Source organism: Liquorilactobacillus nagelii DSM 13675, from assembly GCF_019444005.1.
Classification (GTDB): domain Bacteria; phylum Bacillota; class Bacilli; order Lactobacillales; family Lactobacillaceae; genus Liquorilactobacillus; species Liquorilactobacillus nagelii.
The window spans coordinates 2,286,324-2,301,203 of record NZ_CP049304.1 but is presented as its reverse complement, the minus strand read 5'-3'; the positions used below and the strand labels follow the sequence as shown (position 1 = coordinate 2,301,203).

Below are 14,880 nucleotides of genomic sequence, written 5' to 3'. Positions count from 1 at the left end.
AAGTTGAAACTTCTCATTTTATCCAAAACCTTTGTACTTTATTCCGCCAAACTCTGACCATTTGTTGCAATCACTTTTTGATACCAGTAAAATGAGTCCTTACGATAACGATTTAAGGTTCCATTGCCATTATCATCTTGATCAACGTAGATAAAACCATAACGTTTGGACATTTGCGAGGTTGAAGCACTAATTAAATCAATCGGTCCCCAGCTAGTATAACCTAATAAATCAACTCCAGCTGCTACTGCCTTTGCCATTTCGCTTAAATGCGACTTGAAATATTTAATGCGATAATCATCATGAACTTTACCATCCTGGGTTAGTTGATCATGGGTTCCTAAACCATTTTCGACCACAAACAACGGTTTTTGATAGCGATCATATAATTCCAACAATGAAATTCGTAAACCGACTGGATCGACTGTCCAGCCCCATTCAGTTGTTTCCAAATAAGGATTTTTACCGCCTAAAACCGTATTACCACTAGTCATTTCCATCCCGCTTTCATCAGCTGCCGCCAACATACTCATATAGTAGCTGAAAGAAATGAAATCAACTGTATTCTCGCGAATAATTGCTAAATCCTCTGGCAAAACAGTTAATTCAATTTGATTATTCTTAAAAAATTGCTGAATCAACTGTGGATACTCACCCTTAACTTGTACATCAGCACAAAAGTAGTTCAACGTATTTTTATTAAAAGCCGCTAAAACGTCTTCTGGTTTAGCGGTTGCCGGATAAGTCGTTACTTTAGTTAGCATACAGCCAACCTGGCTTTCAGGAATTAATTGATGGCAAAGTTTAGTTACTTTTGCCGAAGCAACAAATTGATGATGCAATGCTTGATACTCCGCTTGAATTAAATTAGCTGTCCGATCGGGAATAATTCCAGCCGACGTGAAAGGATGACGTGTAACGCTATCAATCTCATTAAATGTCAGCCAATACTTAACATCACTGAAGTTTTCAAAGCAAACTTTCGCAAAGCGGACAAAATCAGCAATTGTTCGCCGATCAGCCCAGCCATTTCGTTCAACTGCTAAATGCAACGGCATCTCATAATGTGATAAGGTAACCAGTGGTTCAATCTGATATTTTTTAAGTTCTTTGATTACATTTTGATAATATTTGATTCCAGCTGGGTTCGGTTCTAATTCATCACCATTGGGAAAAAGTCGGGTCCAAGCAATCGAAAAGCGCAGTGTTTTGAAACCCATTTCAGCAAATAAAGCAATATCTTCTTGATAACGATGATAGCTGTCAATTCCACGACGTTTTGGATAGTCTTTAGCCGACTGGGCTTTAATTGCGACCTGAATGTCAGCTGTCGTGACACCAACTTGCTGCTGATAGTCCGTAACGTCCAACTGCGGTCGATACTGAGCAACATCCGCGACAGATAACCCCTTGCTGCCAAGATTCCAGCCGCCTTCTATCTGATTAGACGCAACGGCACCACCCCAGAGAAAATTTTTTCTAAATCCCATCTGAAATACCCCTTTCTGTTAATGGCAATAATTAATTTTTCTATTATTATCATAACAATAAAAGGCTTTCAGCTGCTGGCTTTTTAGAATTTTATTTAAAATTTAATTAAAGTACTTCATTTTAAATGATTACCCCAATAACTTTCTAACACCACCCGCAGGTACAGGATCATCTCCAATGTAACGTGGGATCAAATGCAAGTGACAGTGCATGATAGTTTGTCCACCATATTCACCAATATTAGCTCCCAGATTATAACCAGCTGGCTGATATCGATGGTCAATCAATTGCTTTCCTTGATGGATCAACTCATTTATTGCCAGCAATTCAACCGATTGAAGCGCAAAATAATCTAGTCGATGCATTTTAGGAATAATCAACAAATGACCCGGGTTAACTGGATGAAGATCCCAAAATGCCACTGCCAACTGATTTTCCAACACAATCTGCAGTTTTTCACGCTGGCAAAAGATACAATCATTTCCCATATTTACTCCTTAATTTTGAATTGGGCAATTTCAGCAGCGTATTTGTTTGTTAATTCTTTGGTATATTTTTTAGACATTTTTGATTGCTTGCAGTGTTGCCATAAAATTGCTGCTACTTTCATTTTTGCTTTAAAAAATTTACTTTCAGGACTTTGACAAAAATCTCGGACAAAGTGATTCCATTGATAAGTAGCTTCTTCAGCCACCATACATCGATTAGTTGGAGAGGCCAATTTTTGATATTCTGCCAATAAGCCGCCAATCGTTAAGGTTGTGTCATGATTAACTTCCGCCCGTCGTTTAATAATTGCCATTTCTTTTTTGAATGAAAAATTTTTTTGATCAAAATACTCGGCAAAGAACTTTCGTGCAGCTGCATTAAAACAAAAACCTGAGCCAACTACCTTGGTATTCAAAGTAAGCTGCTCATAAGTCAATCTTTTTACATTAACTGATAGTCGAACTGGTTGAATTCTGCTTTAGTTCCGCTCGTTGGCAAATGATACTCGCGGCAAAGCTCAATTAATTCCGTTTTATAATAATAAGTTTGTTTAAATTTATTCAGTGTTAAAATTTCCATTTTCAACTCCTGCAAGATTAAATTTACCGCTGAACCACTTTAGCAAAACTATTGTTCCAAATATCTTCATGATACTTAATCGCAACTGCAGCAGAAAGTAATGGGGTATCAAAGGTTGTATGCAAGCCAGATAAAACTTTAATTTTAAAGCCTAAATGGTGACCCACACGAATCGCTGTGTCAACACAATACTCTGTTTGCAATCCACAAATTTCAAGCTGATTTATCTGCCGATTAGTTAAGTAGTTCTGCAAACCTGTCTCAAAAAAGGAATCTGAATGATATTTCAAAAAAATCTGATCTTCATTTTGAACAGCTAATTCCGCTGCTAGCATCCAAGCAGGAGATCCATATGGTAACTCTGCATCAGTATGCTGCATAAAAATAATTGGTTGGTCTTTCTCACGATAACTTTTAATTCGCTGGTTAATTTTAGCAATCAATGAATTAAAGTCTGCCGCTTGAGCCAAACCATTTTGAACATCAATTACTAATAATGCGGTTTGATTATTTATCATCTTTTCCTCCAATCACACTAAAAATCAGCAAATTCGATCGTCATTGTTCGCGCATTAATCAACACTCGTGCTCCCAAAGGTGTTGTCAACATCGGTACGGTATGGCAGCAATCATAGTCATAAATAATCGGCAACTGTGGATTATTAACCACTTCTAGTAAAATTTCAATCGGTGTTTTGTGTGAACCCAGATCATCAAACAAAGCATGCTTACCCAAGATAATTCCTTTGATTTTATCAAAAACACCAGCATTTTTTAACATAGCAAAATTTTTTTCAACTGTCGCCGCGTCCTTTTCGGCATCTTCAATCAATAAAATATCTTCTGCTGACAAGTTTGGAAAAAACTTGGAACCGATAATTCCAGACATTGTATTTAGATTTCCGCCAATCAACCGGCCTTCTAAAACTGGTTGGCGTGTATAATGCCAAACATTAGCACATTGTTCTTTAGGACGTTCAAAATTTTCCCAATTCAAATGTTCATCTGACCAAAAATCTGGGGCATTTAAACGAACAACTTGATTGCTGCTAGCAGATAAAATTTGCTTAAAATAACGCCACGTCATCCCGACAAATGGCTGCCATTCTCCAAATGATGCTACCAAAGCTGGCCCATATAAGACACGGCATTGCGGAACTTGAGTTTTGACAGCCAACAATAATGCTGTCGCATCGGAATAACCAACAAAGGTTTTAGGATGTTGTTTTAAATAAGCATAGTCGATATATGGTAAAACGGAATTTGTATTTGTTCCTCCAATTGTTGCCATAATAATTTCAACTTGATTATTATGAATCAGCTGATTTATTTCCTGTGCCCGTTCAAAAATTGAACCTGAGCGATAATCATCCTGCTTTCCCGTCAAACATCCAGCAGTTAATTTAACCCCTTCCTGTTGCAAAAAATCGACTGCTCGCTGAAATCGTTTAGGCGAAAGTGCTGTGATCGGGGTTGAAGCAGAATAATAACCAATATTCAAAATAAAACACCTCCAAAATTTTCTTTTATTTTATCATAGGCGTTTTTTCAATCCTGTCAAATCTAACTTACCAATCTGTCACCCGAATTGTTTTGGTAAATTTTCTGCAACTATTAAAAGCCACTAACGAATCACGTTCGTTAGTGGCTAGTTGAATTAGCTCAAGCTGTATTATTAAAATCCTGTCAATCAGCCGTTCCTAATACTTTATTCAAACAAAACTGTTTAATCGCCTGAGCGACACCATCATGATCATTATCAGTGGTTTCAAACATTGCTGCTGCTTTAACTTCTGCGGTTGCATTGCCCATTGCTATCGCTAAGCCAGCATATTCAAGCATACTCAAATCATTACCTTGATCCCCAATTGCCATCACCTCTGCTGGTTGCAATTTCAAATACTGACAAAGTAATTGCAATGCTGATCCCTTATTAACACCAAGAGCATTAGCTTCAATATAGTTAGGTGAACTTCGGCAGAAATTAATCTCTTTTTCGAGTGGCGCAAATGCTGACCAATTTTGCAATAATGAATCAATTTTACTCTTCTCATCAATAATCATTGCTTTAATTAAATCATCTTTGGGCATTTCGGCTGGAGTTCGATAAGAAATCTCTTGTTGAGTAATTATGCTTTCATATGCCGTGTAACAACTGATATTACGATTAGCGGTATAAATTCGCTTACGGGCAACCGCTTGAAAGTGTAATTGTTGCATACTTGCTAATGCTTCTAATTTTAAAAAGCTTTCATATGCTAGCGGCTGCAAATTAATGATATGCCCGTTAGTTGTTTGAACTAGCGCACCACCAAAACAAATTACATATTGATCTGCTTGATTTTGCAGTTTTAATTCAGTTAAAAGCGATTTCACCCCCGTGTACGGGCGACCAGTACAAATTACAATTTTTAGCTGTTCTTGCTTTGCAGCTGCAATTGCTGCTTTAACAGCTGTCGTCAGTTTTTTTTCAGAATTTACTAAAGTCCCATCAATATCAATTGCTGCTAACTTAATTGAAATAGTTTTCGCCTTCTTTCCTGCCAAAATTAATTTTTAGAGTGGTTGCCCCATTGACCCTTCTTGACCGATAACTTCTTGTGCACAGTCTTCCAAAGAACGATTCTTAGCTTCCGGCAGTAAGACTATGCTGGCAACTGTCAATATAAATAAAATAGCAATCAAAAACCACATTGAGACCGTCTCACCAAAATATTTAAATAATGATGGAAAGACAAAGGCCGTTAAAATTGCACCACAGCGCCCAGCCGTTACCGTAATTGCCTGAACAATTGAACGAGCTTTGGTACTGGCAATTTCAATTCCCGTAATTCCCGCCTGAACAACTGAACCAGGTCCAAGATTATCAAAAAACGAAAAGGCTCCAAACATGATAAACGGTCCCATTATTCCTGACGTTCCTAAAAGACTGAAACCAATTAAAGCACAGCCAGCCAGAAAGGCACCTAGAGCTTGTAATTTATTGCGACCAAGTGAATCAATTAGAAAAACTGCTAAAATCGCCGATGGAACAGAAAACAACACATGCGTCAGTAATGAGAATGAAGTTGAAGATAATCCGAGCCCTTTAGCAATCAAAGACGGTCCGTAAAGTTCGGTTGAGTATCCGGCAATATCTGCCAAAAACCATAACAGCGAAGCTTTAATAATTGCAGCTTTTTCTTTTTGTAAATAATACTGGACACTTTGGTGGTCTTGTTGAACATCTAATTTTGTTGTTGCTTGCTTCGTCTTAGCCGCAACAACCTCAGCAGCTTCTTGATTATTGCCTTGAACCCGAGCCAAGAACCGCGGTGTTTCAGGTAAATGGCGCCGTAAGTATATTACCGATGCGGCTGGTAATGCACCCATTCCTAAAGTGATTCGCCAAGTCAATTCACCTGATAACCCTAATGCTGAACAAGTCATTGCCACTAAGACAGCAAAAATTGCTCCCATCGTCCAACTTAGGCCAAAACCCGCCGACATTAATTTCCCCCGATCTTTGGCGTTACAATGTTCACCCAAAATTGTAGGTGATAAAACATAATCAGCTCCCGCTCCAATTCCAAAAAAGAACCGCGTAATAATTAAAAAAACAATATTGGTTGACATCGCTGATAATAAAGTGGCAACTGTCATTAAAAGTACATCAATTCCATAATACTTTTTACGTCCAGAATTGCCTAAGTAGCCAAATAACAAGGAACCCACAATCATTCCCATTAGTGGTGCTGCTGAGAGAAATGAAGTCGTTAAGCCCGTAACTTCCCCACCAAGACTAGTTAAAATAATTGGTAAAATTACCGCTACTGAAGATAGCCCATAGCCATCCGATAAAACTCCCATTCCAGTAATTAACATTGCTTTAACATGAAACTTGCCTAATTTACTTTGATCGGTAACTAAAAATGGATTAATATTTTTTGACATTTAATCAATCCCTCCTTTAACCTTTATCATAAGGATTGAATGTATCATTTTTTAGTTATTTATGTAAAAATACTGTAAATATTTGTGAAATTAATTTCAATCAGACCTAACCTTGAACAACTAAAAAGCGCTGGAGTGAACAAAATCTTCCAAGAAAAAAATTCTGGTAAAGATACTGAACGCCCCAACTACCAGAAATGCTGAACTATTTGCGTGATGATGATGAAGTAATTGTCGTTAGCCTGGATCGTTTAGGTCGCAACTCGAAAGACCCGACCGATATTATTGAAGCAAGTCGCCAACAAGGCGCTACGAATGTCCTTAATTTACCAAGCTTTGCCGATATTGAGGACCCTAATCTGCGCAACCTGATTACTAATATTATCGTGGATCTTTATAAATATATTGCTCAAGAAGAACGCGAAACAATTCGTGAACACCAACGACAAGGGATTGAGATTGCTAAAAAACAAGGTAAATATAAAGGCAAAGTCCGTGAGTATGATCCAGCTTCTCCTAACCGCCAAAAACGTTATATTTACAATGAAGCTTGTAAATTATTAGATCAAAAAAAGCTGATCTCACGAAGAGACAGCTTGCCAGAATGTTGGAAATTGCACCGGTTACTTTATATCGATAGGAGACGGTTAGACTATGAAAAAGAAATTAATTAGTTTTGTAACACTGTCATTGCTTGCTGGGGGATTACTTGTTGGAACAGTTGGTAGCTCAGCTCAAGCTGAAACAACAACAAATGTTAATATTACTAAAGCTTCTTCTGAAAAAACAAATACGAGTAATCTTTTTGTATCACTTTCAGAATTGCCTTACCATTAGTAATTAAATCTAATTACAATATTAGCATACAATTTAAAATAAAGAGTAGTGTTTTGGCCTTATTCTTAATAAGACGGTTAACCCAAGAAAGCTTGAATGGACATTTGATTAAAAACTTGTTCAAGTCTTTTTTTCTAGATTTTAGCAAAAGGGGAGAAGATTTAATGTTTTAGTGGTTGGAAAATGATATTATGTGAAATAGAGATAGTAATATTCAATGGGGTTAAACCTTTTAAATGTGGACTTAATCAATCCACTCCACTCATAGACTCTCTTTAACTAGAGAGTCTATTTTTATGCAAAAAAATGTGGCTGGAAAAAAACTAACAAGCCAATTGTTAGCGTGGAAAATTGGCAGCTGCTTTAATCAAAATTCCTGCCAACTTCGTTAAATTCATTGTCATTAATAGAATACCAACTTCTTTTTCTACGTGATATTTTCCTCGAAAATGGGTTCGGCGCACCTGCAAAAAAATTAGTGCATACATTTCTATGTACTAATCTAGAAATCCAAATATATCCTTAACAGCTCTTTTAGCTTGAAAAAGTTCTTTCGTGCTAACATGATCTACAGTTTCCCCCGCTCGTGCTAGATAATCATAGCCTAAAAGCTCTGTCAAAATAACATGACCACTAATCTTGTGCCCTGAAAGTTCAAACTGAAAAGGCTTGTTTATATGTGTAGTATGAGTTATTGGAAATCCAACGATCATTCCCGTTCGCTGATTATAAGCAAGATCGCTCATTACTAACATAGGACGAAGCGTATTGCCGACACTTACATCATGAGCCCCATACTCATGCCCTGAATTTGGCTCACTATTGATCCAAATTAAATCACCTTGTTTTGGCATGTCTTTATTCATGCCAAAAGTCCTCTTTTCCAACTAAATTCCCATTATCAGGGATCTTTTCATCATTAATTGCTTTCCGCAAGTCATAGTCTGGATTTTGCTTAAATAAATTACTTCGTACTGGCATAAAACTTATAACTCCATTCACATCAATTATTGGCTCATATTCAGCATTGACCCCAATATTAAACTCTGCAGGGATGGTAATCATTATTGAATTACCTTGTTTTCGAGTTTTTACAGTCATACATAATCATCTCCTTTATGTAATTATATATGTAATTACTCTATTAAGCGAACAATATTATTATGTACCTACACTCAAGTTGTGTTGATAATTAATTATTTAAAACAAGGTTTTTGTGTTTTATTATCTATAGTGAAAATGTAAGAAAAAAATCTAGGTATTGATCTTAAAGTGACTTAATGGTACCAATTACTTTTTCTACTTCAGTAGCCAATGGTGCTTCACCAGCTAAAACAAGATCGGCAGTATCTACTATGAAATTTTCATTTTCAATGAGAACTTGTCTTATAGTTTTCAAATATACATTTAAATAATTATTAACAGTACTGATATCCTTATTTGAAAAATCTCGAAGTATACGACGCGCTAGCAAAATGTCAAGAGGTGTTTTAATGTATACCGTTAAATCGATTAATCGATTAAATAATTCGTGACGATTACCAAAAGGATAATCAACAAGAATATAGTCATATTTATATCTTGCTGAATTTACTGCTGAAATAATATTTTGAATGTCATACAAATTAATTGTCTGAGATAATGGTTTATTGAGTGGTGGTGCAGAAAGCAATTGATCAATATCATAATTATCAAAAGAAATGATTTTACTATTTTTTAATTCTCGTGCCAGCGAGTTTACAAGGGTTGTTTTGCCTCCAGCAGTTAAGCCACTGATAACTATTATTTTTGACATTATATACAATCCTCCTGAAATTAAGTATATTTATTTTAAGTATGGCTCTGTGTAGTAAGTACATAATTCTTTCTAACTATTTTTATTTTAATACTTTGTGAGCAAAACATTTGCGCTCCATATACGTTTTTAGTTGTCCAGTAGTCCTCCGGTGTATACGCAACCACTAAGAATAGACTTAACCATGTAATGATCAGTAGGTTTTTGTAACTGTTCTTCTTTTTGGAAAGTGTTTTCCAAAATAAGAGTGCATTTAAAGCGGCCATCATATGTGAAGTACCAATCTGAATACCAGTTGCGTCTTCGTATAAAGGCTTAAAGTCTCTATCGCTTGAAATGTTTCATGCTAAATTCACTGTATTTAACCATACTTTATTCTAGCACTCCCGCAATTGGAATCCATTCTGCTGATGAATAATCAAATTGTCTATAAAATTGAGCGATTCGTTCAGTTATTGAAGTAGAATCACTTACATATTTTTTTGCCTGCTCTTCAACTTTTTGCAATTGTTCGAAGAAGGCAGAATTTTTATTAGTCATAGTGTCAGTCGTCTTCGAAACCCCTTGATCTTTTCCAGAAGCAGCATCTTGATCAATATCAATCCCAGTTGAGCCTGCTATGTATTCCGTAAACTGATCAAAACTCCAATTAGATGGCATTTTAAATGCCTAAATTTCCACTCCAACCATACGACATATTTGCAACAAGGCGATAAGCATAGTCGTATCTATAAGGCTTTAAAAATCAATCGTTCAAAAACACAATACTTCAGAGGGCTTAACGAATATATGACGCAACAGAGCCTGATTGATTTAGGGCTTAGTACTAATTCAAAGCTTAAATATGTCTATGAAACAGCTCACCAAATCCAAGAAGCAATTAAAAAACAAAGTTTATGCCAGAATTCTTTTAATTGTAAAATAATGAAGCCACCTATTCAGAGGACTTCACGGTTCTACCAATATGGTTTGACGGAGACCCGAACAATCCAAAAAGAGCCGTTCACAACCTTAAAAGGTTAAAGAACAGCTCTTTTCTTATCTATGCTACCGTCGTAAAACGGCAATGTCCGGTTAAGTTCTAACTTAACACTGGAAAACTAATCATTCAAGTTATATCGTAATTTCATTTTTTCAGAACCGGCGATTACCATATCACCAAGTAACTTGGTCTGCAGTTCCATTGCTTTATCCGCCAACTGTTGGTTTGCGGCTGCCAAATATTCTTGTGCATCTGCTTGATGCTGATTTAAAGCAGCATCAGTATCATTTTCAATTTTACGGTAAGCACTCATTGCCGCTAATTCATAACTATTGCGCATATCGACATAAAAATCATAATCAGTGTCACCTAACAGCGCAGTTGTACAACTCAGCCAGTACATATGATTTAAATTGAAAGTTCCATTGGCATCTTTGTAGCTAGCTGGAGTATCGGTAACATTAGCATAAAATGGTACTACGGTATTAAAGGTATTAGCCCCAAACGCAATCCAATGAATCCCCGCAATTTCAGCTGGTACATCATTGCGAATCTGTAAAATGTGAACATCATGATTTCGGTTAATTCCAATTGGACGGAATAAAGTTTTGTCAGACTCGGAACCTGAACCATAAACATCGTATTTGGTATTTTCAAAATGTGAACTCAATACAAATTTGACATCTTCAATTGAGATTTTACGATTAGCATGACAGATAAAGGGTAAATCCTGTTCCATTGGATCCTGTTCAACTTCTGGCGTAAAATATTTTTGACCATACCAAGCTCGCGGATTATTGTAAACCGTATCCTTAATGGATGAACTACCAAAAATATGCCGCAAGTTTACTCGATTAAAATCAGGATTCAAATGGTACTTAGCAATCATTTCCTCTAAATCTGCAGAAGCCATTGTATCAGCTGCAGCAAAATCAAAATCATCAATATTCATCCGATTTGGTGCAACTACATAGGCATCATCCGGAATCCGTTTAGCAGCCCAGTGATGTCCGCCAATTGTTTCCAGCCACCAAATTTCATCTTTGTCTGAAAAGGCAATCCCATTTGGTTCATAAGTACCGTATTTTTCGAGCAAAGCACCTAACCGAGTTACGCCTTCTTTAGCACTGTGAATATATGGCAGCACTAAAGTTACCAAGTCTTCTTCACCAATGCCACCTGCAACAAACGGATCAATCCCTAAAACACGTGAATTAGTGGTAATTGTTTCCGTAGCCGACATTGCAATATTGTCACTGTTAATTCCAGCTGCCGGCCAGATTCCATCCTTCAAAATAGAATTCGGAATCGAGGTGTATCGTAATGGACTATCCGGTAATTCAACTTGGACCTTGCTGATCACTGATTGATAATGCCGCGGCTGCTCGGCTGGATTAACTACCACTAAACGTTCTGGATCAAGTGCCTCATGACCATCATCATTTCGTGAAATAATCGTTGAACCATCAATTGAAGCTTTTTTCCCGACCAAAATTGTTGTACATGAACCTTTAACTCGTTTTTCCATCGTGTTTGCCACTCCTTTTTAGACTATTACTATTATTATACCCTTTCTCATTAATTTTAAAAAAGTTGAATTGCTTAGTTTTAAATAATTAGGTAAGGCTTTCATTCAATCTCTATACAAAAGCTGCTATTAGCGTTAAAAATTAACGCTAATAGCAGCTTTTTAACTAAGATTGACTTTTAACCTTCTAAATAATAATTTCCTTTACTTTAAGAAATCCGGATCTTTATACCGTGGATGCGGATACTTATAAAAGCCTTCACCAGTTGACACACCAAGTTTTCCTTGATCAATAAAGTCTTCTTTTAAGAGTTTAGCAACTCTTTCATAGCGGTCTTCTCCCGTTGTTTCAGCATAATTTTTTACAATGTTGTAAGCTGTCCTGATGCCGACAACATCGAGCGTACCAAATGGGCCTTGAGGCGAACCAGTTGCCAACATCCACGTTTTATCGATCGTTTCTGGGTCTCCTACCTGATTGGCGTACAATAACTGGGCTGCGTCCAGCAACGGCACCAAAATCGAGTTCAAAATATAGCCCGCTTGTTCTTTCTTCACTTTGATTGGGATCATCCCGATTTCTTTAGCAAAGTCAACAACTTGATCATAGATATCATGATTAGTTCCAGCATGACCCATGATTTCAGCGGTATTATTATGCCAAATTTCATTGGCAAAATGTAGCGCTAAAATTTTTCCGGTCGGCCAGTAACTTCAGCAAATTGACTCGGCAGCAAAGTTGACGAGTTCGTCGCAAAAACGGTTTTTTCTGGAGCAACTTCACCTAATTGTGTGTAAAATTCGGTTTTGATTTTGACATTTTCTGGAATCGCTTCAATCACTAAATCAGCATCTGCCACTGCCTCTGCTAAATCCTTACTATATTTGATCCGCTTACCTGCTGAAAAAACTTTGCCAATTTGTTCATTAGTACTGCTGGTAAAGACTTGTTTAATATTCGGCAGTAAATTGGCATTGTAACTGACATCTTTAATGGCCGCTTGATAATTTTCTTCTGAACTTTTGATTTCTTCAATGTAACGTTCACTTAAATCAGCAACTTCTTGTTTCGCATTCTCCAATGCCTTATCACTAATATCATAAATAGTAACTTCAAAACCTTTAAAAGCTGTTTGAAAAGCAATCTGACTTCCTAACGTACCACTACCAGCAACTGTAACATTGTTAAACATGATATCGCCTCTTTCTTTTAATAAAACGCTTACAATTTAATCAACGACATTTAACCTCTTTGATTGTAGCACGGCTTTACCATTTCGACAGTAATAATGCTTACTTTAAATAAACAAAAGTACCTCAAATTTAGGATTTTCCATAAATTTGAAGTACTTTGTTTAGATTATTTACTAATAGTCCGCAATTCATGGAGAAAATCGTTGAAACTACGGCTTTCTTTCAACCGATTAAATAGTTTAGAATTGCTGGTAATTTTAACTAGGTGATCCATAAAATCACCAAAAATTGCTTGATCACTAGCCTTGATACAAGATAAAACTACAATCTCAACTGGAGCAGCATTTTGATCCCACACCACCCCTGATGGGAAAATTGTAATGTCAATTATCGAGCGATTTGCTCCAATTTGTAACGAATGTGGAATAGCAACTCCATTAAGCATGTTAGTTGAAGACATTGATTCTCTTTTAAGGACATCACCTAAAAAATCAGCTTCAATGTAACCTGTTTTAAGCAAATCATTGCCCCGTTGTTCGATAAAACTTTTCTTATCAGCAAAAGACCTGGAAATTTGAAAATGTTCCTCACTCAAACACTTACTCAAAAAGTATTCAAAACGTAAGTCACTTTTTTTCTGCAAATAATGGTCAATTTTATCGGTAACGTTTGCTCGATCACGGCTATTAAAAAAATTAGAAACAAGCAAATATCCAGGACGTTGTATTGTCGGATCGGTCGTTAAAACCAAACCACTTTTATCAACACGTTGATCATCACTATAAGTTTTAACAACCACCCGCTTACCATAACTAGCACTAATTTTATTAGCAATTTTTTGACGCAACTCCTGATATCCTGGAGAAATCAAACTGATTGTTAGTGTATCCGAGTTGATTAGCGAATCTTCAATGTACAAGCCAAAATGAATCGCAATTAGGGCAATTTCTGTGTCTGACTCTAAAGCCAAACCCATCTTTTTGGCTAATTGACTGACAAAGAAAACGGCCACATCATAAATTAGGGGATAAGTTTGTTTTATATGATGCACCAAGGGAATCTGATGTTGCAATAATTGACTGCAATGGCCTCGATTAACTAAGTTCGCTACATGCAACAGCAGACGATCAACAAAATGTTCATCATTTAAGTTCAATTCATAACGTAGATTGATTTCTTGTAGAATTTCATTGACCATTATTGCCAATTTCCTAATTGATTCATGATTCTTCCACGAAATTTGAGCGGTATTATCGAGTAACAACGTCAAATAACGCTGATCTTCAATCAATAAACTTAAACCGTAGCTTTTGCGCAACCAGACAACTAAAACCGAGATTACTTTTTGCGACTGGTTTGAAGCCTGCATTTCTGGTTGAATAGTTTTCCCTAGCTTTTGGTTACGGTCAATTGCCACCAATAAATGAAAAACAAAATTGGTAAAATTATAGTCATTCAAAACCAAATCATTTTGCTTTAATTGTTGTCGAATAAACTGCGTTAATTCATCATAATTAAATTTAAAATGAAAATAATGGCGTAATGCCTGAACATTAAATCCAGCTGTCGCAGATTCTTGATAAAGTTGATCTAATAAAATCTGACGTACCTGTTCTTCGTTTGCTTCCAAGGCAGCAACATAATCCTTTACAGCTATCTTTGCTGTATATGAACTTAATTTACGATTAAGCAGACTAATATCTTTAGCAACCGTTGTATCCTCGACATGATGTTCCAAAGCAAACTGATAATAATCAATCGAGCCATAGTGCAGCAAGGCAACCAAAAATTCTCGTCGCCGTGCTTCTGGTCCAATTGATACTTCATTTAAAAACTGGCTATCAGTTTGATTTTGCAACCGGTACCCCTTTGTATGCGATGCCTGTAAAAGGACCCCATTTTCTTTAAGTTTAGCGATATAACTTCTAATTGTTCTCGGGGTAACTTCTAATTGTTGAGCTAGTTGCTGCGCTGTCTGCCATTTTTCATTGCTAAGCTGTATCACCAGCATCCGCAACCGATCGTTCAAAATAATCACTCCTTGGACTTTTT

At 36.5% G+C, this 14,880-nt stretch carries 16 protein-coding genes and 2 pseudogenes; 2 read left to right on the top strand and 16 right to left on the bottom strand.

What is annotated here, in order from left to right:
- Positions 1–38: 38 nt before the first annotated feature.
- The 8 genes from G6O73_RS11455 to G6O73_RS11425 all read right to left on the bottom strand — a co-directional run bounded on the left by G6O73_RS11455 (position 39) and on the right by G6O73_RS11425 (position 6,492).
- Positions 39–1,490, bottom strand: coding sequence for a glycoside hydrolase family 1 protein (locus G6O73_RS11455; RefSeq protein WP_057885225.1), 1,452 nt, complete (start codon positions 1,488–1,490; stop codon positions 39–41).
- 129 nt (positions 1,491–1,619) lie between these two features.
- Positions 1,620–1,979 (bottom strand): HIT family protein, encoded by a 360-nt coding sequence (locus tag G6O73_RS11450; protein WP_057885224.1) that lies wholly within the window; start codon positions 1,977–1,979, stop codon positions 1,620–1,622.
- Between the two features lie 2 nt (positions 1,980–1,981).
- Positions 1,982–2,395: a hypothetical protein gene (locus tag G6O73_RS11445; protein ID WP_235805055.1), complete on the bottom strand. Its 414-nt coding sequence runs from the start codon at positions 2,393–2,395 to the stop codon at positions 1,982–1,984.
- A gap of 26 nt (positions 2,396–2,421) precedes the next feature.
- The gene (locus G6O73_RS12850; protein WP_235805054.1) at positions 2,422–2,559 is read right to left on the bottom strand and encodes an SAP domain-containing protein; all 138 of its coding nucleotides are present in this window, start codon (positions 2,557–2,559) and stop codon (positions 2,422–2,424) included.
- 23 nt (positions 2,560–2,582) lie between these two features.
- Entirely contained in the window at positions 2,583–3,077 is a 495-nt protein-coding gene (locus G6O73_RS11440; RefSeq protein ID WP_057885223.1) for a cysteine hydrolase family protein, read from the bottom strand.
- 17 nt (positions 3,078–3,094) lie between these two features.
- A complete protein-coding gene (locus G6O73_RS11435) occupies positions 3,095–4,060 on the bottom strand; it encodes a S66 family peptidase (RefSeq protein WP_057885222.1) in 966 nt (321 codons plus the stop codon).
- Between the two features lie 185 nt (positions 4,061–4,245).
- Positions 4,246–5,106, bottom strand: a complete 861-nt coding sequence (locus G6O73_RS11430) for a Cof-type HAD-IIB family hydrolase (protein WP_235805053.1) — start codon at positions 5,104–5,106, stop codon at positions 4,246–4,248.
- A gap of 9 nt (positions 5,107–5,115) precedes the next feature.
- Positions 5,116–6,492 (bottom strand): MFS transporter, encoded by a 1,377-nt coding sequence (locus tag G6O73_RS11425; protein ID WP_057885221.1) that lies wholly within the window; start codon positions 6,490–6,492, stop codon positions 5,116–5,118.
- A 78-nt stretch (positions 6,493–6,570) separates the two neighbouring features.
- Between G6O73_RS11425 and G6O73_RS11420 the strand changes: the two are divergent.
- A pseudogene (locus G6O73_RS11420) lies at positions 6,571–7,132 on the top strand (recombinase family protein).
- A gap of 14 nt (positions 7,133–7,146) precedes the next feature.
- Positions 7,147–7,329: a hypothetical protein gene (locus tag G6O73_RS11415; RefSeq protein ID WP_057885220.1), complete on the top strand. Its 183-nt coding sequence runs from the start codon at positions 7,147–7,149 to the stop codon at positions 7,327–7,329.
- Between the two features lie 338 nt (positions 7,330–7,667).
- Here the strand turns inward: G6O73_RS11415 and G6O73_RS11410 are convergent, their stop codons facing one another.
- From G6O73_RS11410 to G6O73_RS11375, 8 genes and pseudogenes are all read right to left on the bottom strand, one after another.
- Entirely contained in the window at positions 7,668–7,817 is a 150-nt protein-coding gene (locus G6O73_RS11410; RefSeq protein WP_157056651.1) for a hypothetical protein, read from the bottom strand.
- Positions 7,818–7,826: 9 nt separating this feature from the next.
- A complete protein-coding gene (locus G6O73_RS11405) occupies positions 7,827–8,195 on the bottom strand; it encodes a type II toxin-antitoxin system PemK/MazF family toxin (RefSeq protein ID WP_057885219.1) in 369 nt (122 codons plus the stop codon).
- Entirely contained in the window at positions 8,188–8,430 is a 243-nt protein-coding gene (gene mazE, locus G6O73_RS11400; RefSeq protein WP_057885218.1) for a type II toxin-antitoxin system PemI/MazE family antitoxin, read from the bottom strand. The genes G6O73_RS11405 and mazE overlap by 8 nt, the downstream gene beginning before the upstream one ends.
- 166 nt (positions 8,431–8,596) lie before the next feature.
- On the bottom strand, positions 8,597–9,124 hold the full coding sequence (locus G6O73_RS11395; protein ID WP_083478455.1) for a nucleoside/nucleotide kinase family protein: 528 nt from the start codon (positions 9,122–9,124) through the stop codon (positions 8,597–8,599).
- Positions 9,125–9,496: 372 nt separating this feature from the next.
- The gene (locus G6O73_RS11390) at positions 9,497–9,784 is read right to left on the bottom strand and encodes a hypothetical protein (RefSeq protein ID WP_057885217.1); all 288 of its coding nucleotides are present in this window, start codon (positions 9,782–9,784) and stop codon (positions 9,497–9,499) included.
- Between the two features lie 440 nt (positions 9,785–10,224).
- Positions 10,225–11,634, bottom strand: coding sequence for a C69 family dipeptidase (locus G6O73_RS11385; protein WP_057885215.1), 1,410 nt, complete (start codon positions 11,632–11,634; stop codon positions 10,225–10,227).
- Between the two features lie 204 nt (positions 11,635–11,838).
- A pseudogene (locus G6O73_RS11380) lies at positions 11,839–12,830 on the bottom strand (3-hydroxyacyl-CoA dehydrogenase).
- 164 nt (positions 12,831–12,994) lie between these two features.
- Positions 12,995–14,857, bottom strand: coding sequence for a BglG family transcription antiterminator (locus tag G6O73_RS11375; protein ID WP_057885214.1), 1,863 nt, complete (start codon positions 14,855–14,857; stop codon positions 12,995–12,997).
- Positions 14,858–14,880 lie beyond the last annotated feature (23 nt).

Excerpts from the sequence above, each read along its gene's own strand:
- G6O73_RS12850 (WP_235805054.1), bottom strand. The coding sequence starts at position 2,559 with ATGGAAATTTTAACACTGAATAAATTTAAACAAACTTATTATTATAAA.
- mazE (WP_057885218.1), bottom strand. The coding sequence starts at position 8,430 with ATGACTGTAAAAACTCGAAAACAAGGTAATTCAATAATGATTACCATC.
- G6O73_RS11405 (WP_057885219.1), bottom strand. The coding sequence starts at position 8,195 with ATGAATAAAGACATGCCAAAACAAGGTGATTTAATTTGGATCAATAGT.
- G6O73_RS11440 (WP_057885223.1), bottom strand. The coding sequence starts at position 3,077 with ATGATAAATAATCAAACCGCATTATTAGTAATTGATGTTCAAAATGGT.
- G6O73_RS11395 (WP_083478455.1), bottom strand. The coding sequence starts at position 9,124 with ATGTCAAAAATAATAGTTATCAGTGGCTTAACTGCTGGAGGCAAAACA.
- G6O73_RS11425 (WP_057885221.1), bottom strand. The coding sequence starts at position 6,492 with ATGTCAAAAAATATTAATCCATTTTTAGTTACCGATCAAAGTAAATTA.
- G6O73_RS11415 (WP_057885220.1), top strand. The coding sequence starts at position 7,147 with ATGAAAAAGAAATTAATTAGTTTTGTAACACTGTCATTGCTTGCTGGG.
- G6O73_RS11455 (WP_057885225.1), bottom strand. The coding sequence starts at position 1,490 with ATGGGATTTAGAAAAAATTTTCTCTGGGGTGGTGCCGTTGCGTCTAAT.
- G6O73_RS11450 (WP_057885224.1), bottom strand. The coding sequence starts at position 1,979 with ATGGGAAATGATTGTATCTTTTGCCAGCGTGAAAAACTGCAGATTGTG.
- G6O73_RS11390 (WP_057885217.1), bottom strand. The coding sequence starts at position 9,784 with ATGCCATCTAATTGGAGTTTTGATCAGTTTACGGAATACATAGCAGGC.
- G6O73_RS11385 (WP_057885215.1), bottom strand. The coding sequence starts at position 11,634 with ATGGAAAAACGAGTTAAAGGTTCATGTACAACAATTTTGGTCGGGAAA.
- G6O73_RS11410 (WP_157056651.1), bottom strand. The coding sequence starts at position 7,817 with ATGTATGCACTAATTTTTTTGCAGGTGCGCCGAACCCATTTTCGAGGA.